The organism is Candidatus Rickettsia barbarica (assembly GCF_041477405.1).
Lineage (GTDB): Bacteria > Pseudomonadota > Alphaproteobacteria > Rickettsiales > Rickettsiaceae > Rickettsia > Rickettsia rickettsii.
Map to the genome: position 1 here is coordinate 45592 of NZ_JBEWYL010000005.1, position 24622 is coordinate 70213.

Here is a 24622-nt window from a genome sequence, read left to right on the forward strand (position 1 = left end):
TTAACTTTACCAATACCCTCTATGTTTAAAAAAATAACAAATTGGTATAGAAAGAATATATATAACTGCAATTAACGGCAGTGAATACCATGGATATATGATAAGATTTATAATAACAATAGCAACTAAAATCATTGCAAGCGATAAATATTCAGGTTTAATACTCAAATTTTTTGTTGAGATTGTAGGAAGCCTACTAGCAAGTAGAAAAGCTATAATAGCCAAATATATATTAATTGTTATAGTATGAGTACGGGTATGGATATTTAATAACGTACCGATTTCAAAATCTATCATTACAGGCATTAAAGCAAGTAAAGCACCGCATGGGGCAGGTACACCGGTAAAAAAATAGTCAGTTTTATCTTGTTGCGGTTGATAAATACCAACGTTAAAGCGAGCTAAACGTAGTGCCATACACACTATAAATAATAACATTACCGCTGATGAAAATACCTTATACTCATATTGTTGAAAAGACCATAAATATATCAGATAGGCAGGAGCTATACCGAAATTAGCAAAATCGCATAATGAATCAAGCTCTGCACCAAATGGACTAACTGAATTTAGCATCCTTGCTATTCTACCGTCGATACCGTCAATAATTGCCGCTACTATAATGCAATATACCGCAAGTTCCCATCTGCTATCCAAAGCAAATTTTATAGAACTCATACCGGTTACTAAACCAAGCAACGTAATAAAGTTGGGAATTAATTTTATTAGAGGTACAGGCTTAGTTATTATAGATTTACGAATTTTTAACAATTTTTATACTCAAAATGTATTTATCACGTCATTGCAAGGAAAAAACAGTGTGGTTGCATGGCTGTCAATGTCTCACTTCCTGCAAAAGCAGGAATCCAGCAAAAAATAATCTTAATTTGATAAAATAAACAGATAAAAAACTTGTTTTTTATACGTTTCACTCGATTCCCCCTCCCGCCTATGCGGGAATGACATAAACAAACCATGCCTACAGCTGCTTGCAATGACGGTTTTAAAGTGATGAGGCTACTGCCTCTCAAACTTAAATTCTGTTGTCTTTTTACGTCCAAAATCAGCAATGATAGTTTCACCGCCTATAGCAGTCTGCCCTTTACTCACTAATAAAGCTGTTTTCAAAGGTAAATAAACATCTACTCTGCTACCGAAACGAATTATACCGTATCGCTCGCCCGTTTTAACTTCATTACCCTCTTCTAAATCACAAACTATACGCCTTGCTATAAGTCCGGCTATTTGAACAAAAACAATTTTCTGACCTTGAGCAGTTTCCATTAATACTGATTGACGCTCATTATAAATACTAGCTTTATCGAGTGAAGCATTAAAAAATTTTCCTGGATTATAATGAAGTGCTAAAATTTTTCCGTTTGCCGGGATTCTATTAACATGGACATTAAAAATATTTAGAAAAATACTAACTCTAATCATTTCCACATCACCAAGTCCTAATTCCGGAGGCGGCAATGCTTCCTTAATTTCTTGAATTATTCCATCTGCAGGACTTATTACCAGATCATCACTTATAGGCACAAAGCGATCAGGATTACGGAAAAAATAAATACACCAAGCAGTAGCAATACATCCAATACAGCCAAGTTTTTCATTAAATGATGCTAATAAAAAACTTACTAATGCAAAGCTAGCAATAAATATATATCCTTCGCGGTGAATCATTTTAAATAAATCATTATATTGTTTCATTTTAATCTCTATGAATCTCCTTATTATTTTTAACTATGCCTGCTCTGCTTTATCCTCTTGGTTCTCACTCTCGTTTTCATCTTCGTCTTGAGGAGTAGCTTAGACTTCTTGCGCAGAACCAAGAGCATATACACATAAATCCGGGAGTGGAACACCATTTTTTTTGGCAAGATCATTTAGCTGTGATATTGCTTTCATAACATCATCAGGAATAGTACCGCCTCTTTCGTCAGATAACCATTTTGCCTGAAATTGTAGCGGATGATGCCCTTCTTGAGGCGTACCTATATAAAACTTAAACTTGGCTCTTTGTCCACTAAAATCGCAGTCAAATTCAAACTCTTTATAATGTGCCATAACTTTATGAATTAATAATTATATTAATATTATTATAACAATAAAAATGCAAATCTAAAATAACTTCTTGTCTAATATTTTTTAAGTTTTTTAGCAATATAACGATTTGAATATAGAAATTTATCGCTAGAATCTATAATTATCCCACCTGCTTCCTTAATAAAAAGCTCAAATGCATAATATAATGTAAAATTTAATAATGATAAACATATTAAATCCGCTTTACCTGACGCTACAAGCGTAGCCCCATAGCAAAGAGAACCAAAAGATCTAATATTAGCGACCTCTATCTCCTCCAAATCATTATGATTTACACCTTCAATAATTGCTAAACAGTTTTTTAAATCGGCATTATCGGAAACTCTAAGTCTTAATCCTTGATAATTAGAGTTTAAATTATTTTTTTCTATCCAAGCTCCCTTACCTTTTTCAGCATAATAAATTTCATTAAGAGCAGGAAAATATATTACTGTAGAAGTAGGAATTAAAACTTCTTGATTCCTTTTTAAATAAGTTACGGATATCGCAAAAAAAGGTATGCTTCTGGCGAAATTATTTGGGCTATCTATAGGATTAATTAAAAAAACACTCTCATAATTATTATTTAAATCGAATTTATCCTCCGGAAAAAATAAATATTGTGTATATTTTTGTAATTCTTCACATAATAAAGTTTTTAATTTTAAATAAGATCGCTTACAAAATTCTTCATTTCTTACAGAGTTTTTTTGTAGCATTTCAAGTTCTAAAAAATCTCTATGCAAAAACTTAACAGCTTTACGCAGGGCATTAATTAATAAATTAGTTATAGGTTGCATTTGATATTTTTAATTATTAGTTTTAGAAATTATGTCGTATGGCTTTAAAAAATTGATACCATTCCTAGCTAAAAGCATTGCCTGAGTGGATGCTGAAAGTCGTCATTGCGAGGCAAAACTGTAAGTTTTGACTAAGCAATCTCAGGATATTTGACGAGATTGCCACGCAGCCTACGGCTGCTCGCAATGACGGGGTGGTATCCATAGTTCAATAAAACAGCTTACTTCGCTCGCTCGACATATGTCATATCATCAGTTTTAACCACAATTTTTTCTCCTATTTCTAAATATTGCGGGACCTTAACTTTAATACCGTTTTCTAAAATTGCTGGTTTATAAGAAGCGGTAGCGGTTGCTCCTTTTATTACCGGATCAGTTTCACTAATTTCAAGTATAACAGTTGGAGGAAGCTCAATATTTAAAGGCTTGTCATTATAAAATTCGACTTTAACAATCATATTTTCAGTTAAGAAAGATAATTTTTCTTCTAACATTTCCTTGGAAATATTTATTTGATCAAAATGTTTGGTATCCATTAATACCAAATCATCACCTTCAAAATATAAAAATTGATAATCTTTTTGTTCAAGTTCAGCTTTTTCTAAATAATTGGCAGAACTGAATCTTTCGTTACGCTTTGTCCCTGTTTTTAAATTTTTCATCTCAACTTGTACATAAGCTCCACCTTTCCCGGGTTGAGTATGTTCCGGTGTTTTGCTGACAACCCATAAATCATTATTATACACTAATATGTTACCTGTTCTAATTGAATTTACTGAAATTTTCATATATCTTACATTTAAGACTTAAAATTAAAGTATAAATATACAAATTATTTCCTTTAAAAACAAGAATTTAATCTTATGACCACAATATTAGTAGTAGATGATATAGAACCCAATATTAAGTTACTAACAGCCAAACTTTTAAAAGAGTATTATACGGTTCTTACTGCAAATAGCGGTAAAGAAGCACTAGCAATTCTTAAAAAAGAAAAAATTGATATTATACTACTTGATGTTATGATGCCGGAAATGGATGGATGTGAGGTATGTAAAACGATAAAAACCGATCCGGAAACTACTCATATACCGGTTGTAATGGTAACTGCACTTTCCGATATTGATGATCGAGTTAAAGGTCTTGAGGCAGGAGCTGATGAGTTTTTAACAAAGCCGATTAACGATACTGCTCTATTTGTAAGACTTAAATCGCTATCTAGAATGAAAAGCTTAATTGATGAGTTAAAGCTTCGTAATAGCACTAATGCATTATTAGGCGTAACAAATATCGAAATGCATGACACTTTTGCAGATAAAAAAATATTACTAATTAATGATGATATGGTACAAGCTAAAAATATAAAAAAAATGTTACTTAAGCTTACCCAAAACGTAAAGGTAATAAGTAATTCCGATGAATTAGATATTATAAATGAATATACCCCCGATTTAGTAATTATCAGTAGTACGCTCGAAAATGACGATCCTTTGAGGATCAGTGTTATTTTAAGAGGTAAAGCAGAAATAAGCGGCGTAGTAATAATTTTACAAATTGATGAAGACGGTATGCCTTTGGTTGTGAAAGGTATTGAACTCGGTATTAATGATTATTTCGTTTATCCTATAGAGGAAAGCGAATTGCTTGCTAGAATTAGAACACAATTAAGACGTAAGCAATATCAAGATAATTTACGTAATGATCTTGAACAAAGTGTCAATTTAGCAGTTAAAGACGATCTAACCGGCTTATTTAATCGTCGCTATTTCGATATACATCTCAAACAAATTATTGAGAAAACTAATAAAGAAAGTATTACATTATATTTACTTATGTGCGATATCGACAATTTTAAACATGTAAACGATACTTACGGTCATCAAGCAGGCGATAAGGTTTTAACAATTGTATCCCGTATTTTGAAGAATACTCTCAGAGTAACAGACTTAATAGCAAGATTCGGCGGTGAAGAATTTACTATACTCTTAACGGATATAGATATTTCTAAAGCAATTGAAACTGCGGAGAGAGTTAGAGTTAAAATAGAATGTATGAATTTTCACATTGAAGATCAAATTGAACCTTTAAAAACAACTATTTCAATCGGAGTTACGAAATATAAAAAAGAAGAATCAATAGAATCTTTCATTGAACGTGCTGACAAAGCTATGTATGAAGCTAAAACAACGGGTAAAAATAAAGTAGTAAAATTATAATTGATTTTTTAAAGTAAAAAAATAATGAGCAATTCTTCCAAAAAACATCTTGATTTACCATATAGACCAGGGGTCGGCATGATGATATTAAATGCCGATAACCATATATTCGTCGGTAAAAGAATAGATACAAAAATATCTGCATGGCAAATGCCGCAAGGTGGGATAGTTCCCGGCGAAACACCAAGTATTGCAGCAATGCGTGAGATGTTAGAAGAAATAGGCAGCGATAAAGGATATATTATTGCCGAAAGCAAATTCTGGTATAGTTATGATGTACCAAGCTTTTTAATACCTAAACTGTGGAACGGTAATTTTCGTGGACAAAAACAACGCTGGTTTTTAATTAGGTTTACCGGAAATAACGAAGATATTAATATAAATACCTCTAATCCGGAATTTGACCAATGGCGTTGGGCATCACTTGATGAACTCTTATCTATTATAATACCGTTTAAACGTAAACTTTACCAAGCCGTCGTAAAAGAATTTGAATCATTAATTCAGTAAAAATTTTATATATATAGTACTTGTAGAACAGCACTATTTACCTCTTTATCACCTTCAATTCATTCATTTATAGCACTAAATAATGAAATATCCGTATTATTGCCTAAAGTAAATACAGCACACTCATTTGTTCCTCTAGACAATAAACTAATCTTTATCGCAACTAGATTCAATCATATAATATGTACGTACTATCATTCTTTATTAGGTTATAATTATTATCACCGATTATATGTGCAGTAAATGCATTTGCTAGATTAGATATAGTTATATTAGCAATAAAATCTTTTACTTCTCTTATATGAAATAAGTTTATAATGAAATTACTTAGACAGTAATTTGTTGTTGTTTCAGTTTCCCAATTAACCGTATCAATTTGAGTTTCCGGCATTAAAAATCATGAATTTATATCTTCAAACGCAAATTTTAGCTCTCTAACCAATCCATATAAAATATATTTTTTATCAGCAATATGTACAAAGGTATGATCAGGATGCTCATCTAAAAAATATGTAGAGGTATTAGAAAAAGGTTTTAAATGTACAGAATATACCTTATTTCTATCAAGGCTTTGGTCATAACTATTTTCACTAGAATCAGCTGATATTAAATTTGGTAATAAAATAAGTCTACAAAAATAACCGATTAACTTAACTCTATTTGGTAAAAATTTAATATGATAATTTGGCATAACGTTACTTTCTGTTTATTATAACATGTCTTATTATTATCACTTAATACTGTCATAGTTTTTTTTCTATATCAAAGTTAAAATATTGATCTTTATAAGGCTCATCTGCAAGTTGTATAATGCCACCACTCAATTTTACATGCTTTAAAATTATGGTTTTGCATCTTAGAACATAAATAATTACGTTTTGCTAAATATTGCGTATCAATTAATTTACTATCATGAGGTAAAGCTTCATCAAATAAGTCAAAAGAAGTACACATGTCTACCGTATTGTCATCTAAAGAGGATTTTATAACACGCGCGTCTTTCAGCTTTCTCTTAATAATGACTTCAGAATTATTATTAACTTCCTTCTGAAGCTTTATTATTGATCAATCTACAGTACTCCTACTATGACTAGATCTTTCAGTTATATAACATAATATAAAACATTTAGACTTATCTGTATATGGGTAAAAGCTTTCCTTATTTTTTTGATCAATATTATCTTTGCTCCATCTTAAAAATGTTGTACAGCTTTTTGTGGTCTATATGCATATAATCAGTGAATAACCATCTTTTTGTACCTCAGCTTGTACTACTTTAAGAGCCTTAACAGCTTATATGGTTAAAATTGCTTCCGGTGCTTTATAACCATCTACCTTTTTACCAACAAAATTTTCATCTGAATAATAATGCATATTTTGAATAATTGTAGGGTCGATATCTTTCAGATACATGAACCCTTTAAGTAAGGATTTAGCATATATTGGAAGAAAGCTCATAAATATAAAAATTAAACTTGTTAAAATCAATTTCATAAAATGCTAGACTTTGTAAAGATTTCTAATTGACTTTATTTTGAGATATTTTTTAGTGCAAATCAAATCGTTTTAGAGATCTTCACAGAACCTAATATAAAATAGACTCCTTGGCATAATCTCTTTCTAAAGGTAATTTGGATCTGGTACTCGAATCCTTACATAGATTTGTTGGCTACGCTCCGGTTCTATGTTCCGTGCCTCCTTCAAATTCCTCTTTATAAAATAGGTTATGCACGAAGTCTAATATTTATCTTATACAAAATTTTATTAAAAACTATGGGACTATTAACAGTACTATAGTAAACTCACCCCCATTTTGTGCCAGGCACGAAGGTAGAGCCTATATATATAATAGACGAGAGGATGAACAACGAAGCACAAAGTTCAAATCAGTTTACTATAGAACTGTCAAAAAGACGGATGAATGGTAGCGAGGGAGGGATTTGAACCCCCGACACACGGATTATGATTCCGTCGCTCTAACCAGCTGAGCTACCCCGCCAGGGGAAAAGTGTTTATATAATTTGTTAAGAAGTGTCATTCTAGATAAAAGCGGTTGCATGGCTTGGAAAATGTACTTAGTGTCATACCGTGGCTTGACCACGGTATCCCAAAAAATAACTTAAGATATTAATTAATTTAAATATTTTAAGCTGGGTCCCACAATCAAGTCGCGGGATGACCATAAAAAATTGATCCATGCAACAATTGACTAGCAACTTCTCAAATTGTATCTTAACGTTTAGAGAATTGTGTTTTCTTACGTGCTTTACGTTGTCCGTATTTCTTACGCTCTACTACCCTAGAATCACGTGTTAAAAGACCATCTTTACGCAAAATAGCATGAAAATCCGGAGCAGATTTATCTAAAGCTTTAGAAATTCCATGTAAAATAGCACCTTTCTGTCCTGAAATTCCTCCACCTCTAACAGTACAAATTATATCATACTGATCAATAGTTTTTGTTAAGACAAACGGCTTTAAGATAGTTTTTACATAAGTTTCAGAAGGAAAGTACTGGGCTATTGTTTTTTTATTAACAACTATTTTTCCTTTTCCTACTTTAAGCCATACTCGTGCTATAGCATTTTTTCTTTTACCTGTAGCATAAAACTTGCCTAAATTATCTATTTTTTCTTTAGGAGTTTTTAATACTAAAGGTGCTTTAGCTAACTGCTTTTCTACTTTTTCTGTTTTAATTTTTAACTCGGGCATATTCTACTACTTTTTATTTTTTGGATTTTGGCTTGCAAAATCATAAACAGTAGGTTGCTGTGCCATATGAGGATGATCACCATTTGCATAAACATACAAATTACTCATTTGCTTAGCACCTAAAGTATTTCTTGTAATCATTCTTTTTACGGCCATTTTAATAACTCTCTCAGGGTGTTTACCACTTAAGATTTTACCTGCCGTAGTATCTTTTATCCCACCTGGAAATCCTGTATATCTGTAATATATTTTTCCGTCTTTGGGATTTGCTTTTTTACCTGTTAATTTTACATGCTCCGCATTTATTATGATTATATTATCACCACAATCTAAATGAGGTGTAAAGCTAGGCTTATGCTTACCACATAGCATATTAGCAACTCTGCTAGCGAGTCGTCCTAGTACAATATTTTTTGCGTCTATGACCCACCATTTCTTTTCAATTTCCGATGGCTTTGCCGAGTAAGTTTTCACAATAGTATCTTTTTAATTAGAATTTAAAATTAAAGAATCAAGCAACATGCTTAATAGCATTAATACCCGCTATCTGTCAAGCTAAATATAATTTATTTACTTCCGAATATTATTTTTCTATCGGTAACAAAATATAAATTATTATTTGCGCTTAGCCCATAATAACGAATATTTTTTATAATTTTGACAACATGAGGTATCATGTTTAATCCATTATTATCAACATCAAAACTATATAAAACACCGTTAACGGAAATAACATTTAAACTTCGCTTATTGTTATTATTAACTCCAACAAAAGGCACTAAAAAAGCAGCAGATTTTAGTTTCTTAGGATCTTGTCCATCATTTAAATCAGCTACAAACTTTACTTTCCCTGTTTCAGGATTAAATGCTGCTATTTGTCTAGCATTATTTGTTACAAATAGACTATTACCGATTAAAGACATTGATTGAATATCCTCGGCATTTACCTGCCAAATCACACTGCCGGTTGCTACATTAAGCTTAATAAGCTTACCAAGACCGGTTGCTATATACAGATTCATATTATCATGAACGGGAGTACATAAAATACTTGATTCGTCAAAATTTGGTATAGCTGTACGATCATTAAGATTTGTAAACTCAAAATTCCATTTTACTTCACCGTTTGTTATATTTAAGGCAAGTATTTGCCCGGAATTATAAGTTACTATTACATTGTCATACTGTACTATCGGCGTCATAAAATAACTAGCCGACAAAACTTCCGCTAGGCTTTCATGTTCCCATACGGTTTTTAAAGTTTCTGCATTTAAAGCAATAGTTTGATTACTGATAGTTTGCACTAAGACAGTATTATCATTGAGCACAATAGGCTTAATTCTAATAATATCTGGAAGTTCTTTTCGAATTATTTCATAACCTGATTTTGCATCTAGCACTACTAACAACCTTGAACCGTATGTTACGTATAATTTTCCGTTATGGTGTAAAATTCCGCCGCCTATATAATTATCTTTTTTATGTCTACTTAAATTATAAGACCAAATAATCTTATTTTTCTCTATAGAAAATGCAGAAATATTCGATCTAATATCCAATGCATAAATCATATCGCCTATAAAAACCGGCTCGGTAATCGTTTTACTTCTAGCGAAACTATACTGTTTATTCTTAAGCATATTTGCATTAAATGCATATATATTTGCATTAGAATCTAAATATATAGGCTCATGAGTCTGAATTGCTAATTTAGAAGTCAACTCAACAATATTTTTTACCCTTTTTGGTCCAAGCCCGTTACATGAAATTAAAATAAACGGTAATAACAGAAGTGCTATTTTTTTTGTCATATTTTTCCTTAAGTACGAATTATTATTTATTTAAATTTACAAGCAATGCTTTAGCCTGATCTTTTATTAGATCAGATACATTATTTGAAATTAATAAATTTTTTAGATTTTTTTCTGCTTGCGGTTTCATATTATTCTTAATATCCCACATAGCTTTTATAATAGTTGCTGTAGCCCAAAAAGGTTTTTTCTTGTCATCAAAATAATTTAAATATTTGGTTAATTTCTCTTTATCTTGAATATCTAGATTGTGATCATCAATAACAAGACTACACCATGAAATACGTGCATAAGAAGTAGAAATTTCGGAATATTCTTTATTTTCAATAATTTTATTAAACAGGTCTTTCGCTTCTGAATATTTTTTTTTTGAAATCTTTATGGCTACTTGTTCTAATGCAGCTATTTCTTTGATTTTAGTATTACTAGTAGTAACTAAATTCTCTAAAGTATTAAAAGCTAATTCTTCATTATCTTTTGTTGTTTCCAAACCAACAGTCTTAACAAGAATATCTCCGTTTTTTTGGTTATTTTTAATTCTTTTATCTTTATTATTATTAATAACAACCATTATAGTAATAGCTATTATAGAAATGATTATTATTATAGGTAAAAGCTTTTTGAAAAAAATTAACCTTTTTGCTTCATTGTTATCACTCAGTACTTCATCCAAAATATCAGTCATATTTTATTATTTTTATTTATTTTTACAGCCAAATTTAATCTTAGCATCTTCTGCCATTTTCTTGGATGCGACAGTTCTATTAGTTGGAAATTCCTTATCAAACTTAGCGAGCATATTACATGCTTCCTGAGTTTTTTTTAGTTCGCCTAAGGAAAGCGCTAACTTCAATAACCCATCGGAAGATTTTGCCCCTTTCGGTAACTCTTTATAGCCTTTTAAATAGTTAACCGCTGCCCCGTTATAGTCTTTTTGTTTAAAAAAGCATTCCCCATACCAGAAATAAGCATTACTAATTAGCAAACTGTTAGGATATTTTTGGATAAAATGTTTAAACTTATCTTTTGCTTCAGTAAGTTTATTATCTTTATAAGCAGCAAGAGCCAAATCGTAGGCTTGCTTATCAGGAGCTATATCCTTATTAACCGCAATAGGTTTTTTAGGCGCATTATCCGGCATATCTTTAAGCAAAGCTATATCAAAAACATCTTGTTTTTTTGAATCACCGGCTTCTAAAACTTCAGTATTTTTTTCTTGATTTGAAATATTTGAGTTCTGTGTTAGCATATCAATTTTATGCTGTAAAACCTCAACTTTACCGATTAGCCTTCTGATTTCTTGTTCCTGTTCATCTAGTCTATTTTCAAAATCATTATTTGCTACATATTTTAAAGGCTTTCCTTTAATAGTTTCGCTTTCTCCGAAAGAAAACATAGAAAATAAAAAAGTAACTAATAAGACAATCAGTTTCATATATTTTTTAAAAATTTATAATTTTTTTATAATACCGAAATTTTTTTAATATTCCACACAATTTTTTATATTTCAATACTACAGTCATATGTAAACGTTATTGTTATGGTGGTACCTTCATTTATCTTACTTTGCAAATCAAATTTACCGTTCATAAGTTCAACCAGCTTTTTAGTAAGCGGCAACCCAAGACCGGTACCTTCATATTTTCTACTAAGCTCACTATCAATTTGACCGAACGCCGATAAAGTTTTTGGGATATCTTTTTCCTCAATACCGATACCGGTATCTATAACTTTTATATATACTAATTTTGCTAACTCATCTTTTTCAAGTGCAATAGTAACACTTCCTCCGGAATTCGTAAATTTCACGGCATTTGATAAAAGATTTAAGAATACTTGTTTTAGCCTTTTTGGATCAGCCTTTATAACCACATGCTCTTTCGGTAATCTACTAATTAAAGCCACTTCGGCTTGATCGGCACGAGTCTTAACAAGTATCAGCGAAGAACGAATTAATTTATTTAAATCAAGATCTATACTATCTACTTTTAATTTATCGGCAGAAGCTTTAGAAAGATCTAAAATATCATTAATCATACTAAGCAAATGCTTACCGGCATCATTTATATCTTTAATATAATTTTTACTTTTTTCTGCATCTCTTTCCGACATAAGAATTTCTGAAAAGCCTATTATAGCATTAAGCGGTGTACGCAATTCATGACTAATATTAGTAAAAAACTTTGTATTTGAAGAGCTGGCTTTTTCTACTTTTACTATTTGAGCTTTTAAATTTCTATTTGTTTCAAGCTGCTCCTCAATGATTTGTCTAGCATAGTTAGTATTACTAATAATTATAGTGCAGAATATTATAAAAATAATGATAAAAGTTATAAAAACCTTTTGCTCAAGAGAGGTTATATTTTGCCACTGGCTGGTAATATTAGTGTTAATCTCAAATACTGCATCTACGGGACAATCTAAATTATTACTTATAACAGGGATATAGCTAGTAACAAAAGACGCCTCTTCCACTGTTAAATCACTTTCATTTTCTATTACTACCCTTGGTAATAATATATGACTTGTAATACCTTCAAAAGCATCTCGAAGCGGAGCTTTTGAAGTAAAGGATTTTAAAAAAAATTTATCGATTTTTGCGGTAACTATCTCAACCAAACTATCATCTTTATAATGGTCTACACTATACATATGTAACATATTACTAGTGATAAATTTATTACCTTTGAGATCGTAGAGAGAAATATTAATATTAAGATTGGTGAACCATTGAGCGGTAATCTTTGCAAAATTAATAAACTCTTGATCTTGTAATAGTTTTAAATAATCGAATTTGTGTAATTTACTGATTACGTTCTGATGAGTATTCCAAATATTATCAGTGTAAAGTTCTACAATTTTAGTATGTTCCAAAGCCACTTGTTTTACTATCATTTCTTTTATCATAAAATAACGATAAAACATCATATTTATGACAATATTAAGAAACAATATAATGAATGACAATCTTACTATATACTTATTATGGTTCATTATAAGACCTAGTAGTTATTTTTAACTCAACTGATGTCATCCCTGCAGAAGGCTTGCTCGCATACCAAATCGTCATTGCGAGTGACTAAAAGGAGCGTGGCAATCTCATAAACCAGGGTTCCTGAGATCGCGTATGTACAAAACTTACAGTTTTTCCGTAGCTTATGACGAAGAATCTATCCATGCAGCAAAACCGAGAATGATATTATCCTCTCTACTTATCTTCTTGTTTAACTCTCTCTTTTGTTTCCAGCTTCTTATTAATAATCAACCCTGTAATTACATCATAAGCACGAGCAAATTGATAATCTTTTTTGTATAATTCCGATAATTCATTTTCTTCTTGTTTATTATTTTTGGCTTTTGTTTCTTTTTGGCTATCTTTGTTTTTAGATGCATTATCTTTGTTTTTTTCATTATCATTCTTCAAATAATTTTTTAAAGAACTCTCAGAAAAACGCTTATCTATTTTTTTCACTTCTGGATACTCAACTTTCGCTGGCTCAATTAAAATATCAGGCTCTATTCCTTCTGCTTGAATAGAACGACCGCTTGGGGTGTAATATTTAGATATAGTCAGTTTTACGGCAGCCCTAGAATTGATTTGCGTTAAAGCCTGAACTGATCCTTTACCGAAAGACTTAGTGCCAAGTATTATTGCTCTTTTATGATCTTGCAAAGCTCCGGCAACTATTTCCGAGGCAGAGGCAGAATTACCGTTTATTAAAACTATCATAGGTACTTTGGGAGCTTTTAACGAAAACTCATTTGCTTTAATTTCGCTATTACTTGATGTAGTTCTACCTTTTGTTGTTACAATTACACCGGAATCAATAAAATAATCACTAACAGCAATAGCTTGATCGAGTATACCTCCGGCATTATTACGTAAATCTAGAATTATACCTTTAAGGTCATCTTTACTCTCAGTTTTTAACTTCTTTACTGCTGCCTTCAGCTCAGAAATTGTTGACTCATTAAAAGTAGTTATACGTATATATGCAATATTATTTTTTTCTAAATGTGCTTTTATCGGCTTGATTTTTACTATTTCGCGAGTAAGCTCTAGCTCTTGCGGTTTTGCCTCTTCTGCCTTAATTATCAACAATTTAACCTTAGTACCAGGCGTACCACGCATCTCTTTTATAGCTTTATTAGGACCAAGCGTAGAGACTAACTCATCATTCACGCCTACTATATAATCCCCACCTTTAAGCCCTGCTTTAAAAGCCGGCAAATCGTCAATAGGCGATATTATCTTAATTGCTCCGCTATCATACATTATTTCAACACCGATTCCGCCGAATTCACCTTTTGTAAAAGTCAAAATATCTTCTAAATCCTCATCGGTATAATAGCTTGAATGGGGATCAAGTGAGTTTAACATACCGTTAATTGCTTCATCTATCATTTTTTGCCTATCGGGTACCTGTACATAAGCCTTTTCGATACGTTCAAATACGTCTTGAAATTGCTTATAAGCTTCCTGATTTGATATTTTATTTTCAGTTTCTTTTTCTCCTTCTGCAAATGCACAAATAGAATTTATAATAAAAAATAGTGTTATAATTAAACGTAATAACATAATACTCCAAATATGTGTGTTTTTTAAGCAAAGCGTCATTGTGAGGAAAATTACGAAGTAATCTTAGGATATTTGACGAGATTGCCGCGTCGCCTACGGCTCCTCGCAATAACGATTAAATATCCAGCTCACTAATAATTTTATCCATTTTAACTAAAGCCTGTTCATAAATAAATTGAAATCTTTTTTCCGGCTTTTTACCCATTAAATCATCTACTATTTTATCAACATTTTGAAAATCTGCTAAAGTTACCTTTAAAAGCGATCTTTTTTCCGGATGCATAGTAGTTTCCTTTAATTGTGCAGGCATCATTTCACCGAGACCTTTAAACCTACCTACTTCAATTTTAGCTTTACTAGCTTTTAATAATTTATCCGTTAACTTAGCTTTTTCCTCTTCATCGCCTGCATAATAAGTTTTATTAGACTGCGTTAAACGATAAAGCGGAGGCTTAGCTAGATATAAATGCCCCTCTTCTACCAATTTCGGCATTCGTAAAAAAAAGAAAGTCATTAATAACGAAGCTATATGAGCACCGTCAACATCTGCATCAGTCATAATAATTATTTTTTCGTAACGCAGATTTTCTTTTTTATAATTCTTTAAACTACCGCAGGCAAGAGCTATTTCTAAATCTTGTATTGCTTGATTATTAACGATTTTCTCAAGCGTAGAACTCGCAACATTTAGAACTTTACCCCATAGCGGTAATACTGCTTGCGTTTCTCTATTACGTGCTTGTTTTGCAGAGCCTCCGGCCGAATCACCTTCTACAATAAATAATTCCGTCCCTTCAGGTGAAGTGCGTGTGCAATCGGCAAGTTTACCGGGTAACCGTAATTTTTGAGTGGCATTTTTACGGGAAATATTTTTTTCGTTTTTCTTACTGATTCTAAACTCAGCAATGCTAATTACATGCTCAAGTAAATTAGTAGCTAAAGCTTTATCGCTACTAAGAAAATGGTCAAAATGATCTTTTATTATATTCTCGACCGGTTTACTTACACCGTTTGATACTAATTTTTCCTTAGTTTGTCCTTGAAAAGACGGCTCAGCTATAAAAATAGAAAGTACGACACTTGCGGTTTCTAAAATATCCTCAATAGTTAGATTAGCAGCTTTTTTATTCCCTATCATTTCACCATATGCTTTAAGCGCACGTAAAATAGCCGACTTAAGTCCTTGCTCATGTGTTCCTCCTTGAGGAGTCGGAACAGTATTACAATATGATTGAACAAATGCCGAGCTATCGTTATTTTGCCAACAAATCGCCCATTCAAGTTTTATCCTGTCCGACGTAGACTCTATATTACCTGCAAAAATTCCCGGCATAACTAAATTATCTAAAGTTATTTTTGAACTTAAATAATCTTTTAAACCGTTCGGGAAACTTATTAATGCCTTTTTAGGTATATCTGACTGTACTTCTACTTCGCATGCCCATTCTATAGTAACACCGCGATATAAATAAGCTTTTGACCTTGCAAGCTCATAAATCTTTTTAGGATTAAAATGTAATTTTTCACTAAAAATTTCCGGATCAGGAGTGAAATTTATTGATGTACCTCTTAGCCTTTTAGATGCTTCTTCACATATTAAATCAGTTAATTTTTCTCCTTTAGAATAACTTTGGCTATATAATTTACCTTGTTTATAAACCTTTATTTCTAAATGTTTAGATAAAGCATTTACTACCGATATTCCAACACCATGCAATCCGCCTGCAGTATGATAAACATTATTTGAGAATTTACCTCCTGAATGAAGAGTAGTTAAAATTACTTCTAAAGCTGATGTGTCAGGAAATTTAGGATGATTATCAATAGGGATACCGCGACCGTTATCAAATATAGTAATACTATGATCATGATGCATTGTTATCGTGATGATACTTGCAAAGCCGGCGACTGCCTCATCCATAGCATTATCCAGCACCTCAGATACTAAATGATGCATAGCATTTGAATCAGTACCCCCGATATACATCCCCGGTCTTTTACGAACAGGCTCAAGCCCCTCTAATACTTCAATATCTTTTGCACTATAGTTATTATCGACTAGCTTATTTTTCTTTTCTTTGTTAAAGCTGAATAAATCGCTCATATATTAGAGATTTAATTAATTATTTTCTCTCCTAAATTAAACTATTTAACATAGAAAAGCAATTAAGCTTTAAAGAAATTGTTTGAAAATTCTACGTAATTGCGAGGTAAAACTGTAAGTTTTGACGAAGCAATCTCAGGATTTTATACTATTTTATGAGATTGCCACGCTCCTTACAGTCGCTTGCAATGACGATAAAAATAATCTTATCAATATCCCTTAGCTTTGATTAACATACAAGCTATGTTAGCGTTTCCTTGAGCTAATGCAATATCTAATGGATATTGGCACTCATCATTTAGAGTAGAAATTTTAATACCTCGTATAACCAAAAATTTTGCTAAATAGTAATTATCGTTATAAATAGCAGCAGTTAGTAATGTCTCACCGCTTCTACCTTTTTCTTGCAATATAGGATAAACGTCAAGTAACGCACGCAACTCAAAAAGATCGTTTCTATCCACTGCTCTAAAAGCATTCTCTACTGCACTACAATAAGATAGATTGGCATAAATATCTTTCTTTTTATTTATATCATTACCATATTTAATAAAACTCTCTACAACTTTTCTTCTTTCGGCACTTACTATCCATTCTGCTTTCTTTTGGAACAGCTCTATATATGCATACATATCCATCTGCTCTAAAGTCGCCTGCTCTGTTAGTTTACCAAGCACTATATCATCATCAGGTAAAAGTAACATTTGTGTTTCATCTTTAACAAATTTTGTTACCAACTCCGATGTTTCATTATTTACGTTATTATCTTGTTTTTGAATCGTGACATTTGGAGAGCTTACCGGAGGTGATTTCTCTTGATTATTTGTAGTTTGATTATTATTAATTTGTAAAGGCTGAAGTTGATTCAGCTTCACTACAACAACGGGTATAAGAGGCGTATTCCAATCTTGTTTTTTTGGGACATCTGAAACAGCTACAAATGTCTCTTGCGAGTTATTGAGTGCTGCTGAAGAATCGGTTGTAGGAATTACTTTAGACGGAGTAGTAACGGGTGTATTTGGGCTAGTCGGTGTTATAGGCTGTGTAGAAGGTTGATTTGTAGGCATTACCGAAGGTACAAGTACATTACGAGGTACTGCCAGAGGTACTGTTGTCGGCATAGTACTTGATGTATTATCTTGGGTTACCGGCGGGCTAACCACAGGCGGAGAAACAGCAGGTATATTAGTTATAGAGGGCGGTGCTATCGGTGCTACGCTTTCGTCCTCTTTATTAGCATCAGGAGGGGGATTAAACGGAATAGGCTTATGCACAAGCGGCAAATTGGTTGGTTTATATATTTGCACCGGTCGCTGCGGAGACACTACATAACTTTCTGCTTGAGCCGGAGGCATAGATACTATCGGTCTCGGTACGTTAGGAATTATAATATTAGAAGCTAAATTTGTATCATTATGCTCATTAGAAGCAACTTGTGCTTCATGCATTGCATTACTTGTAACACTAGGTAACGTTGCACTACCAATATCTATAAAAGGTTCAGATACCTCGGCTTCATTAGATTCCTGAATGTCATGAGAAGCTAAATTTACACTACTTTCATGACTGGGATTTGTATGAACGTTATCACTTGTAGCACTAGGCAATGCTGTATTACCGACATCTATAAACGGCTCAGCTTGTTCATTGTCATTAGGCTCTTGGAAAGCTAGCTTTGGTTCTTCTTGATGGGCTGCTTTAGTTTGTTCACTTGCTTGTTTAGGGGGTATATCTTTCTTTTTTGGTTTACTAAAAAATTGCTTAAATTTATCAAAAAAAGAAATATCGGCACTAGAGCGAACATCCTTATCTTTAGTATCTACTTCGGCAGCCGGTAATGATGGCGGTAAGGGCGGAGGTGAAGCATAACTCTGAACTATCACTAATAATAGATTTATAAAAAATAATATCTTACATAATTTATTTAACATATAATGCCTTATTAAATAATTTATTTGATAGCAGGAGGTTGTTCGATGTCATTCCTGTGAAAGCAGGAATCCAGGGTAAAGCGAGATAAATCGAGCTTTTAATATTAAAACTTACTGTGTGTATACCTTTTAATTGCTGGATTCCCGCGGACGCGGGAATCCAGCAATTAAAAGGTATACACCTCCCCCGCTTTTAGCTAGCAATGACATTCACTGCCCTACCTCTTACTATTCTGCACCAATTTCTTTATCTCAATCTCTACTAACTCTTTAACAAGTACAGGTAGATTTTTATCAAGCCAAGCTTTAAGTTCTGGTTTTAACATCTCAATTACTAATTCTTCAAGTGCATTTTTAGATGAGATATTATTATCCAGCTTTTTATCTTTAACAGTATCGGTAAAATTTTTAAAAATATCACCTACCTCTTCAGCAGATTTAGTTGATATTAACTTTTCTTCTTCATCTTGATTTACTATTTCCGTTAGCTCTAATACATCTTCATCTTCGCTATCATTGTCATGAATAGGATTTTTACGCTCGTCTATTACTCCTTTAATCGATTTTAATATGTCTTCTATCGACATATCTTGGTTCTTTTTATTGTCCTTACTCACGTTAGAAACCTATAAACATTTTCTTTTTAATAGTCTTAAACTCTTCTTCAGGACTAAAATATTTTACTTTAAGTTTTAAACTTTGAGCCGTTAGCTCGCCGGTTAACAATTTCATTTGATATGCCGCAAGTACTGAAGATTTATACGCATCCACACGAGTTATTTTTGCTTCGTATAATTTTTCTTCGGCAGTTAAAACATCTAATATTGTTTTAGATCCGACTATTTCCTCTTGCACAGTACCTTCATATGATATTTGAGCAGCATCCACTCCTTGATTAGCGGCAACAATACGAGATTTTGCTGCTTCAAATCCCTCCCACACGCTTACAACCCCTGCTTGGGTCTGCTTTATCACATTATCAAGCTGAACTGCACTATTTCTTGTTTGATTTTTAGCCGATCTGATTCTTGAATATTGAGCTCCTCCCTCAGGATAAATAGGGATATTTACCGAAAGAGTAGTAGTATAGCTTCTATTATTTATAGCATTTATATCACCTTGTGGATTATAGTATGTTCTACCGGATTGCAGTTGCACACTTACTTGCGGTAATAATTTCCCTTTTTCTGCCATTTCTAAAGCTTTAGCCGCAGTTACATTATGCCTTGCCGAATCAATATCAGGATTGAGTTTAGCAGCTCTGCCAGTTAACTCATCTAATGAAGCAGGTAACATTTTAGGTAACTCAGGCATAGTTATATTAGTCGGCTCTATTCCAAATACTCTAATAAAATTTGCTTTTTTTCCTTGAAAATCGGCATAAGCAGCTAGTTTATTCGTTTCTGCTGCTGCAAGCCCCGCTCTTGCAGTTGCTATATCTACTTCCGTTGCTTCTCCAAGTCTTAATTTTTCCTCAACGGTGTTAACTTGTTGTATGTTAGTGCGAACTCTACTTTCGGAAATATCATATTTCTCTTTGCTCTCAAAATAATCAAGATACGCAGTTATTAAATTTAATAATATTTTTTGTTCACCGGCATAATATGCACCCCGTGCAGCTCTAAATCCTGCTTGAGCAGCTTTAAGAGCCGCAACGCTAGAACCACCATTAAATAGAGACTGTTGAATTGTTAATGCACCTTGATCACTATCTGTGTCCCTTGGAGTAAGACCAAGCCTATCAGCATATTTTTTATTATATTTAGTCTTATTATGTTGTCTATTAATCTGTAATCCGGCACTAGGCATAAACCCCGAAAAAGCTCGCGGAAACTGCTCAATCGAGTCTAAAAACTTAATTCTAGCAGCTTTCAGCTCCTCATTATTCTTATATCCTTCAGTTAAAGCTCCCTGCAAATCAACTGCTGCAACCGAACTAGTTAGTAATAATGTAACAATAAATGTAATTAATTTACGCATAAATTTCTTGAATCATTGATAATATGTTAGTTAGATTAGTTTAATCTTTCAGAATATACCTATATCCTAATAAAACAATATAAATCTATTATAGCAATGTTAGCACGTAATATAACAAAAATTAATATCAAGGGCAATGATAACTATTTTACATTTTATTTTACGGTTATAAAGCTTTAAGATTAATTAATATTTGATAACAAAATAAAATTTTATGTCTATAATTGATTTTTCTAGTTTCAGCGGATTAAATAAAGAATAACAAAGATTTTTAATAGATTTTTAATAAACTTAAAAGGTTTTACTAAATCTTTGAAAATGAATGTAAAAGATTTAGAAGATCTTATTTTATATTTTACAAAATTCTTTAATGAATTATCTCACACTGAAAATATCGATGTAGCGAAAATAGAAAAACTTTTTAATAGGACAATCCAAGAATCTATAACTACTTTATCTGAAGCACTTGAGAAAGCATATCAAGAACAGTTAAAAAACAAAAGATATCTTTTTATTTGACAGGATTATTGTAGAAAAATGTTTAAATGTTTTAGAACACATTTTATTTCAGCAAGAATGAGATAAACTCTATCCTGGAGCTTCTAAAAAATTATAGAATTATTAGACAATATATTAGTCGGGATTATATCCACTCAAATACCGATTCTTGAAATATTTATACAAACAAGAGGAATACTTGAAAAAGTAAATAATCTTATTGACTCTGAAAAAATTATTGCCAAAAATAACAAAATTGCATAATGATATAAAAGAAATAAGGGAAGAAGCTAAATCTCATGAGAAGCTTGAAAACATCTATGAAAAAGCCAAAAAAGTTGCTACAATTTCAGAAATATCAAAAGAACCGACTCGAAAAATTATTGAAATAGCAAATAAACACCCTAATAACCAAGCTTCACTAGAGAATATTGTAAAAGCTAATAAAGCTATACCAAAAAGCAAAGATGAAGTAGAAGAAAAAATAACAGAACTAAAAAGTAATATTGAAAGTGCAATTCCACAAGATACAAATATTGACAAATTAAACTCTGTAAAGAATACTATTTCTGGTAATCTAAATGAAGCTAAAACAGAATTATTAAAAGTATTACATCCGGAAGCTTCTTATAGCGAAAAGATAGAATCCTTATGTAAAGCAGCAGAAAAAGCTACGAAAATTGCAAGCAACATAAAAAAATAGTAGGAGTAATACCAGGAAGTCAAGAACTCGGAAATGTTATAAGTCTCACAATAAAAACTAACTTATTACCGCCTCCGGTCTTAGCAATTGCAAAGCTCACTCCTGATATAGCTAACTTAGTTAATATAGGTAAAGCAGTGGTTACTATACTTTCTAAAACACACAACTTAACTCAACAACAAGGAAGAGCAAAATAATGTCTAATTCTAATACTCATATTTTAATTGCCATAGGTTGCTTATTAGCATTATTATTAATATTTTTAATGTATAAGAAAATAGCAGCACGTAAAAAAAATATATTACCTGCTGAAGGAGGTAATATTGATGAGTCGCCAAATGTGGCCCTTAATAGTCAAAAACCAGAAAATAAAAAACTGACATTACAAGAAAGAATAGAACTATCTTGGAAATTCCTGTATAACATCACGGAAGTTATTTTAAATAAATTCTCTAAAGAAGATGTTATTCAAGTGAATAAATGCGGTCAAGTTTTATTTGAAAATGGCGTTAGATATGAACATGTAGTCGATCTTGCAATTCCTCAAGTTAAGTCTCATACTCAAACAGTTGAACAAGAACAATCTAAAGGAAAAAAAGCCTTAGGGGTATAACTCTTTTCTTTGAAAAGTAGTATTTTATACTTTTCTTTAAAGCATGTTTAAAAGCAATTATGTTTTTTATCCTTTACTTATATACTAATATAACTATTTAGGAGTAAACTCCAATTAAGTTAGATTATAGAAGGCAGCATTCTTAGCTAAATAGGTAAATTTTATTTAAACTATGTCTAATATATATCTGTGTTACTATATCGTTTAATAAAAGTAAGCAATTCTTATTATTGGCATTTACTTTGTAGTTTTATCGGTTCTTTATACCAAAACGGTAATATATTAAATAATGGAGAATTTTTAGTCTTACAAAAAATAAATTGGTTTTTTATGCAGTAATTTCTAATAAAGATGCTTTGCATGCTTCACATTTAAGCTATCATGCATTGAAAGATAAAGATGAATTAGAGCAATTGGGCGTAATAATTAGTTATAAAATAACAGCAGACTATGTTAGTGAAACACCTATTGATATCGAAAAAAATATTGAAAATGCAAAATTTCTCTATTTATATCTTATTTCATGGTCAAAAGCTTATGAAGAGCAACTTATATTACGTACAGATGAGGGGAGATATCTACCTTTTTATATATAATAAATGATAAAGACCGATATCTCGGAGGAACCATTACTTCTTGGCAAAATGATTATGCGGCGGCTTACAGCTTATGGCTTTCAAACTATAAACATTAGAACCTTTAATGGAAAAACAATTAGCAGAATTAGATAGTGATATTTCTATAAAAGGAAGAAAAATGAGTACGCGAATACAAAAATGTTTAAAAAAGCAAGTTTTTTATCCTATAGCAGCACCGGTATCAGGAAACTCCTATGCACGTTCTAATTATTCAAATTGTCCATCTTGTAAAAAAGATTGGCAATTCAAAACAACATTTCCTGAAATATTTGATTATAAATGTAATAAATGCCTTTTATTAGGTTATGAACTTCATAGTTAGCTTTTTGTTGCCTAGAGATACCTTACATATTCTTAATATAACGCCGGTTTAAACAAATCCGTTAACTTGATGCTCCCAGAGTTCCTTAAAAGTGCCGTCTTCTACGATCTTGCCTTTATCCATAACAATAATTCTATCCATATGCTTGATAGTAGATAATCTGTGGGCTATAGCAATTATTGTGACATTCTCAATATCAAGCATGGTATTAATAGATTTTTGTACTTCTTGCTCTGTATGGCTATCAAGGCTTGAAGTTGCTTCATCTAAAACCAAAATCGGAGCGTTTTTAAGAATAGCACGGACAATTGCTATACGTTGCCTCTGTCCACCACTTAGCTTTACTCCTCTTTCACCGACAATGGTGTTATATTTTTCCGGTAAACTTTCGATAAATTCATGGATATTTGCAGCTTTGGCGGCATTTTCTATTTCCCAAGGCAAAGCTTTTGCATATCCGATATTCTTACCTACTGAGCGAGGAAAAAGCATAATATCTTGAGGAATTAATGATATCTGCTCCCACAGGCTGTCAAAGGCAGTATCGTAAAGGCTTTGGTTATCGATTATAATATCGCAAATTCCAGCTTAAAATTTTTCAATAATACTGCAATTAAAGTGGATTTACCGCTACCTGAATTCCCGACAATACCCACTTTCTCACCGGCTTTAATATACAAATTAAGAGACTGGAATACACTACTCCCCTCTTTATAAGCAAACGATATATCCTTAAATATAATCTCCCCTTTGAAGATTTTTAATGCAGCAGCATTTTTTATCTATAGTATCTTGTGGGATTTGCATGATTGTAAAGGCGGAGCGAAACACTGCTATATCTTCTAAAAAGTCTTTAAGTTCCATAGTGGCATGCCACGAATTTTCAGTCACTCAAAAAGTAAGGGACATAATAAAAGCAATATCGCCGATACTAATTTCACCAAGATTACGTTAAATGAATTACATACACAAATACACCTATATACCCAATATACTCAACTGAGTATTATACAAATAATTAAATCATAGTAATATTTTTATTAGAGGGTTATGTACATTATGGTAATAATCATTTACTTTATTTAATTCTCGCTGCTTTGCTGCAAACGAAAAAATA

The 24622-nt window shown here is 31.9% G+C and carries 28 protein-coding genes, 1 tRNA gene and 2 pseudogenes; 7 read left to right on the forward strand and 24 right to left on the reverse strand.

All coding sequences use genetic code 11. The features are described from left to right. Positions 1-6: 6 nt before the first annotated feature. The 5 genes and pseudogenes from pssA to efp all read right to left on the reverse strand — a co-directional run bounded on the left by pssA (position 7) and on the right by efp (position 3676). The gene (pssA, locus tag ABVF33_RS06860; RefSeq protein ID WP_499706775.1) at positions 7-771 is read right to left on the reverse strand and encodes a CDP-diacylglycerol--serine O-phosphatidyltransferase; all 765 of its coding nucleotides are present in this window, start codon (positions 769-771) and stop codon (positions 7-9) included. 246 nt (positions 772-1017) lie between these two features. Continuing rightward, positions 1018-1713, reverse strand: a complete 696-nt coding sequence (locus tag ABVF33_RS06865; RefSeq protein ID WP_499706776.1) for a phosphatidylserine decarboxylase — start codon at positions 1711-1713, stop codon at positions 1018-1020. Between the two features lie 33 nt (positions 1714-1746). After that, positions 1747-2070, reverse strand: a pseudogene (locus ABVF33_RS06870) (DUF2610 domain-containing protein). A gap of 71 nt (positions 2071-2141) precedes the next feature. Continuing rightward, complete coding sequence (locus ABVF33_RS06875) at positions 2142-2888, reverse strand: inositol monophosphatase family protein (protein ID WP_499706777.1); 747 nt, start codon at positions 2886-2888, stop codon at positions 2142-2144. 221 nt (positions 2889-3109) lie between these two features. Next, positions 3110-3676: an elongation factor P gene (efp, locus tag ABVF33_RS06880; RefSeq protein ID WP_499706778.1), complete on the reverse strand. Its 567-nt coding sequence runs from the start codon at positions 3674-3676 to the stop codon at positions 3110-3112. A 75-nt stretch (positions 3677-3751) separates the two neighbouring features. Between efp and ABVF33_RS06885 the strand changes: the two genes are divergently transcribed. Both ABVF33_RS06885 and ABVF33_RS06890 read left to right on the forward strand, forming a co-directional pair. Then, a complete protein-coding gene (locus tag ABVF33_RS06885; RefSeq protein WP_499706779.1) occupies positions 3752-5104 on the forward strand; it encodes a PleD family two-component system response regulator in 1353 nt (450 codons plus the stop codon). 24 nt (positions 5105-5128) lie between these two features. Further along, the gene (locus tag ABVF33_RS06890; protein WP_004996360.1) at positions 5129-5614 is read left to right on the forward strand and encodes an RNA pyrophosphohydrolase; all 486 of its coding nucleotides are present in this window, start codon (positions 5129-5131) and stop codon (positions 5612-5614) included. A gap of 169 nt (positions 5615-5783) precedes the next feature. Here ABVF33_RS06890 and ABVF33_RS06895 read toward each other — a convergent pair whose 3' ends face one another. The 17 genes and pseudogenes from ABVF33_RS06895 to ABVF33_RS06975 form a co-directional block, all read right to left on the reverse strand. Further along, positions 5784-6005, reverse strand: coding sequence for a hypothetical protein (locus tag ABVF33_RS06895; protein WP_014273277.1), 222 nt, complete (start codon positions 6003-6005; stop codon positions 5784-5786). A 6-nt stretch (positions 6006-6011) separates the two neighbouring features. Then, positions 6012-6305 (reverse strand): hypothetical protein, encoded by a 294-nt coding sequence (locus ABVF33_RS06900; protein WP_010976977.1) that lies wholly within the window; start codon positions 6303-6305, stop codon positions 6012-6014. Positions 6306-6406: 101 nt separating this feature from the next. Continuing rightward, positions 6407-6568, reverse strand: coding sequence for a M15 family metallopeptidase domain-containing protein (locus tag ABVF33_RS06905; protein WP_499706780.1), 162 nt, complete (start codon positions 6566-6568; stop codon positions 6407-6409). A gap of 339 nt (positions 6569-6907) precedes the next feature. Next, the gene (locus ABVF33_RS06910) at positions 6908-7108 is read right to left on the reverse strand and encodes a M15 family metallopeptidase domain-containing protein (RefSeq protein WP_010976975.1); all 201 of its coding nucleotides are present in this window, start codon (positions 7106-7108) and stop codon (positions 6908-6910) included. A gap of 428 nt (positions 7109-7536) precedes the next feature. Continuing rightward, a tRNA-Met gene (locus tag ABVF33_RS06915) sits at positions 7537-7613 on the reverse strand. A 233-nt stretch (positions 7614-7846) separates the two neighbouring features. Beyond that, on the reverse strand, positions 7847-8326 hold the full coding sequence (gene rpsI / locus ABVF33_RS06920) for a 30S ribosomal protein S9 (protein WP_499706781.1): 480 nt from the start codon (positions 8324-8326) through the stop codon (positions 7847-7849). Positions 8327-8332: 6 nt separating this feature from the next. Then, positions 8333-8800, reverse strand: a complete 468-nt coding sequence (gene rplM, locus ABVF33_RS06925; RefSeq protein ID WP_499706782.1) for a 50S ribosomal protein L13 — start codon at positions 8798-8800, stop codon at positions 8333-8335. A gap of 92 nt (positions 8801-8892) precedes the next feature. Beyond that, positions 8893-10137 carry an outer membrane protein assembly factor BamB gene (locus tag ABVF33_RS06930; protein ID WP_499706783.1) on the reverse strand — a complete coding sequence of 415 codons (1245 nt, stop codon included), beginning with the start codon at positions 10135-10137 and terminating at the stop codon, positions 8893-8895. A 22-nt stretch (positions 10138-10159) separates the two neighbouring features. Beyond that, positions 10160-10822 (reverse strand): DUF2659 family protein, encoded by a 663-nt coding sequence (locus ABVF33_RS06935; RefSeq protein WP_499706784.1) that lies wholly within the window; start codon positions 10820-10822, stop codon positions 10160-10162. A gap of 12 nt (positions 10823-10834) precedes the next feature. Next, positions 10835-11572, reverse strand: coding sequence for a tol-pal system protein YbgF (gene ybgF, locus ABVF33_RS06940; protein WP_499706785.1), 738 nt, complete (start codon positions 11570-11572; stop codon positions 10835-10837). 65 nt (positions 11573-11637) lie between these two features. After that, the gene (locus ABVF33_RS06945) at positions 11638-13131 is read right to left on the reverse strand and encodes a sensor histidine kinase (RefSeq protein ID WP_499706786.1); all 1494 of its coding nucleotides are present in this window, start codon (positions 13129-13131) and stop codon (positions 11638-11640) included. 214 nt (positions 13132-13345) lie between these two features. Continuing rightward, complete coding sequence (locus ABVF33_RS06950) at positions 13346-14716, reverse strand: S41 family peptidase (RefSeq protein ID WP_499706787.1); 1371 nt, start codon at positions 14714-14716, stop codon at positions 13346-13348. Positions 14717-14831: 115 nt separating this feature from the next. Next, positions 14832-16820 (reverse strand): DNA topoisomerase IV subunit B, encoded by a 1989-nt coding sequence (gene parE, locus ABVF33_RS06955; RefSeq protein ID WP_499706788.1) that lies wholly within the window; start codon positions 16818-16820, stop codon positions 14832-14834. Between the two features lie 209 nt (positions 16821-17029). Then, positions 17030-18751 (reverse strand): ankyrin repeat domain-containing protein, encoded by a 1722-nt coding sequence (locus tag ABVF33_RS06960; protein WP_499706789.1) that lies wholly within the window; start codon positions 18749-18751, stop codon positions 17030-17032. Further along, positions 18741-18961, reverse strand: a pseudogene (locus tag ABVF33_RS06965) (hypothetical protein). The gene ABVF33_RS06960 and the pseudogene ABVF33_RS06965 overlap by 11 nt, the downstream one beginning before the upstream one ends. 8 nt (positions 18962-18969) lie before the next feature. After that, entirely contained in the window at positions 18970-19368 is a 399-nt protein-coding gene (locus ABVF33_RS06970; protein ID WP_499706790.1) for a DUF2497 domain-containing protein, read from the reverse strand. Between the two features lies 1 nt (position 19369). Then, positions 19370-20731, reverse strand: coding sequence for a TolC family protein (locus tag ABVF33_RS06975; protein WP_499706791.1), 1362 nt, complete (start codon positions 20729-20731; stop codon positions 19370-19372). Positions 20732-21049: 318 nt separating this feature from the next. Here ABVF33_RS06975 and ABVF33_RS06980 point away from each other — a divergent pair, with 318 nt between their 5' ends. The 5 genes from ABVF33_RS06980 (at position 21050) to ABVF33_RS07000 (ending at position 23505) form a co-directional block, all read left to right on the forward strand. Then, complete coding sequence (locus tag ABVF33_RS06980; protein WP_032849764.1) at positions 21050-21250, forward strand: hypothetical protein; 201 nt, start codon at positions 21050-21052, stop codon at positions 21248-21250. A gap of 199 nt (positions 21251-21449) precedes the next feature. Further along, positions 21450-21932, forward strand: coding sequence for a hypothetical protein (locus ABVF33_RS06985; RefSeq protein ID WP_499706792.1), 483 nt, complete (start codon positions 21450-21452; stop codon positions 21930-21932). A 196-nt stretch (positions 21933-22128) separates the two neighbouring features. Further along, the gene (locus tag ABVF33_RS06990; RefSeq protein WP_499706793.1) at positions 22129-22545 is read left to right on the forward strand and encodes a DUF2660 domain-containing protein; all 417 of its coding nucleotides are present in this window, start codon (positions 22129-22131) and stop codon (positions 22543-22545) included. A gap of 320 nt (positions 22546-22865) precedes the next feature. After that, the gene (locus ABVF33_RS06995) at positions 22866-23141 is read left to right on the forward strand and encodes a hypothetical protein (RefSeq protein WP_499706794.1); all 276 of its coding nucleotides are present in this window, start codon (positions 22866-22868) and stop codon (positions 23139-23141) included. A gap of 106 nt (positions 23142-23247) precedes the next feature. Beyond that, a complete protein-coding gene (locus ABVF33_RS07000; RefSeq protein WP_499706795.1) occupies positions 23248-23505 on the forward strand; it encodes a DUF8594 domain-containing protein in 258 nt (85 codons plus the stop codon). Between the two features lie 48 nt (positions 23506-23553). Here ABVF33_RS07000 and ABVF33_RS07005 read toward each other — a convergent pair whose 3' ends face one another. Together ABVF33_RS07005 and ABVF33_RS07010 are read right to left on the reverse strand one after the other, a co-directional pair. Then, positions 23554-24021: an ATP-binding cassette domain-containing protein gene (locus tag ABVF33_RS07005; protein WP_499706813.1), complete on the reverse strand. Its 468-nt coding sequence runs from the start codon at positions 24019-24021 to the stop codon at positions 23554-23556. Between the two features lie 50 nt (positions 24022-24071). Further along, positions 24072-24161: a hypothetical protein gene (locus tag ABVF33_RS07010; protein WP_499706814.1), complete on the reverse strand. Its 90-nt coding sequence runs from the start codon at positions 24159-24161 to the stop codon at positions 24072-24074. Positions 24162-24622 lie beyond the last annotated feature (461 nt).

Excerpts from the sequence above, each read along its gene's own strand:
- ABVF33_RS06865 (WP_499706776.1), bottom strand. The coding sequence starts at position 1,713 with ATGAAACAATATAATGATTTATTTAAAATGATTCACCGCGAAGGATAT.
- ABVF33_RS06875 (WP_499706777.1), bottom strand. The coding sequence starts at position 2,888 with ATGCAACCTATAACTAATTTATTAATTAATGCCCTGCGTAAAGCTGTT.
- efp (WP_499706778.1), bottom strand. The coding sequence starts at position 3,676 with ATGAAAATTTCAGTAAATTCAATTAGAACAGGTAACATATTAGTGTAT.
- ABVF33_RS06885 (WP_499706779.1), top strand. The coding sequence starts at position 3,752 with ATGACCACAATATTAGTAGTAGATGATATAGAACCCAATATTAAGTTA.
- ABVF33_RS06890 (WP_004996360.1), top strand. The coding sequence starts at position 5,129 with ATGAGCAATTCTTCCAAAAAACATCTTGATTTACCATATAGACCAGGG.
- ABVF33_RS06895 (WP_014273277.1), bottom strand. The coding sequence starts at position 6,005 with ATGCCGGAAACTCAAATTGATACGGTTAATTGGGAAACTGAAACAACA.
- ABVF33_RS06900 (WP_010976977.1), bottom strand. The coding sequence starts at position 6,305 with ATGCCAAATTATCATATTAAATTTTTACCAAATAGAGTTAAGTTAATC.
- ABVF33_RS06905 (WP_499706780.1), bottom strand. The coding sequence starts at position 6,568 with ATGTGTACTTCTTTTGACTTATTTGATGAAGCTTTACCTCATGATAGT.
- ABVF33_RS06910 (WP_010976975.1), bottom strand. The coding sequence starts at position 7,108 with ATGAAATTGATTTTAACAAGTTTAATTTTTATATTTATGAGCTTTCTT.
- rpsI (WP_499706781.1), bottom strand. The coding sequence starts at position 8,326 with ATGCCCGAGTTAAAAATTAAAACAGAAAAAGTAGAAAAGCAGTTAGCT.
- ABVF33_RS06930 (WP_499706783.1), bottom strand. The coding sequence starts at position 10,137 with ATGACAAAAAAAATAGCACTTCTGTTATTACCGTTTATTTTAATTTCA.
- ABVF33_RS06935 (WP_499706784.1), bottom strand. The coding sequence starts at position 10,822 with ATGACTGATATTTTGGATGAAGTACTGAGTGATAACAATGAAGCAAAA.
- ybgF (WP_499706785.1), bottom strand. The coding sequence starts at position 11,572 with ATGAAACTGATTGTCTTATTAGTTACTTTTTTATTTTCTATGTTTTCT.
- ABVF33_RS06945 (WP_499706786.1), bottom strand. The coding sequence starts at position 13,131 with ATGAACCATAATAAGTATATAGTAAGATTGTCATTCATTATATTGTTT.
- ABVF33_RS06950 (WP_499706787.1), bottom strand. The coding sequence starts at position 14,716 with ATGTTATTACGTTTAATTATAACACTATTTTTTATTATAAATTCTATT.
- parE (WP_499706788.1), bottom strand. The coding sequence starts at position 16,820 with ATGAGCGATTTATTCAGCTTTAACAAAGAAAAGAAAAATAAGCTAGTC.
- ABVF33_RS06960 (WP_499706789.1), bottom strand. The coding sequence starts at position 18,751 with ATGTTAAATAAATTATGTAAGATATTATTTTTTATAAATCTATTATTA.
- ABVF33_RS06975 (WP_499706791.1), bottom strand. The coding sequence starts at position 20,731 with ATGCGTAAATTAATTACATTTATTGTTACATTATTACTAACTAGTTCG.
- ABVF33_RS06980 (WP_032849764.1), top strand. The coding sequence starts at position 21,050 with ATGAATGTAAAAGATTTAGAAGATCTTATTTTATATTTTACAAAATTC.
- ABVF33_RS06990 (WP_499706793.1), top strand. The coding sequence starts at position 22,129 with ATGTCTAATTCTAATACTCATATTTTAATTGCCATAGGTTGCTTATTA.
- ABVF33_RS07000 (WP_499706795.1), top strand. The coding sequence starts at position 23,248 with ATGGAAAAACAATTAGCAGAATTAGATAGTGATATTTCTATAAAAGGA.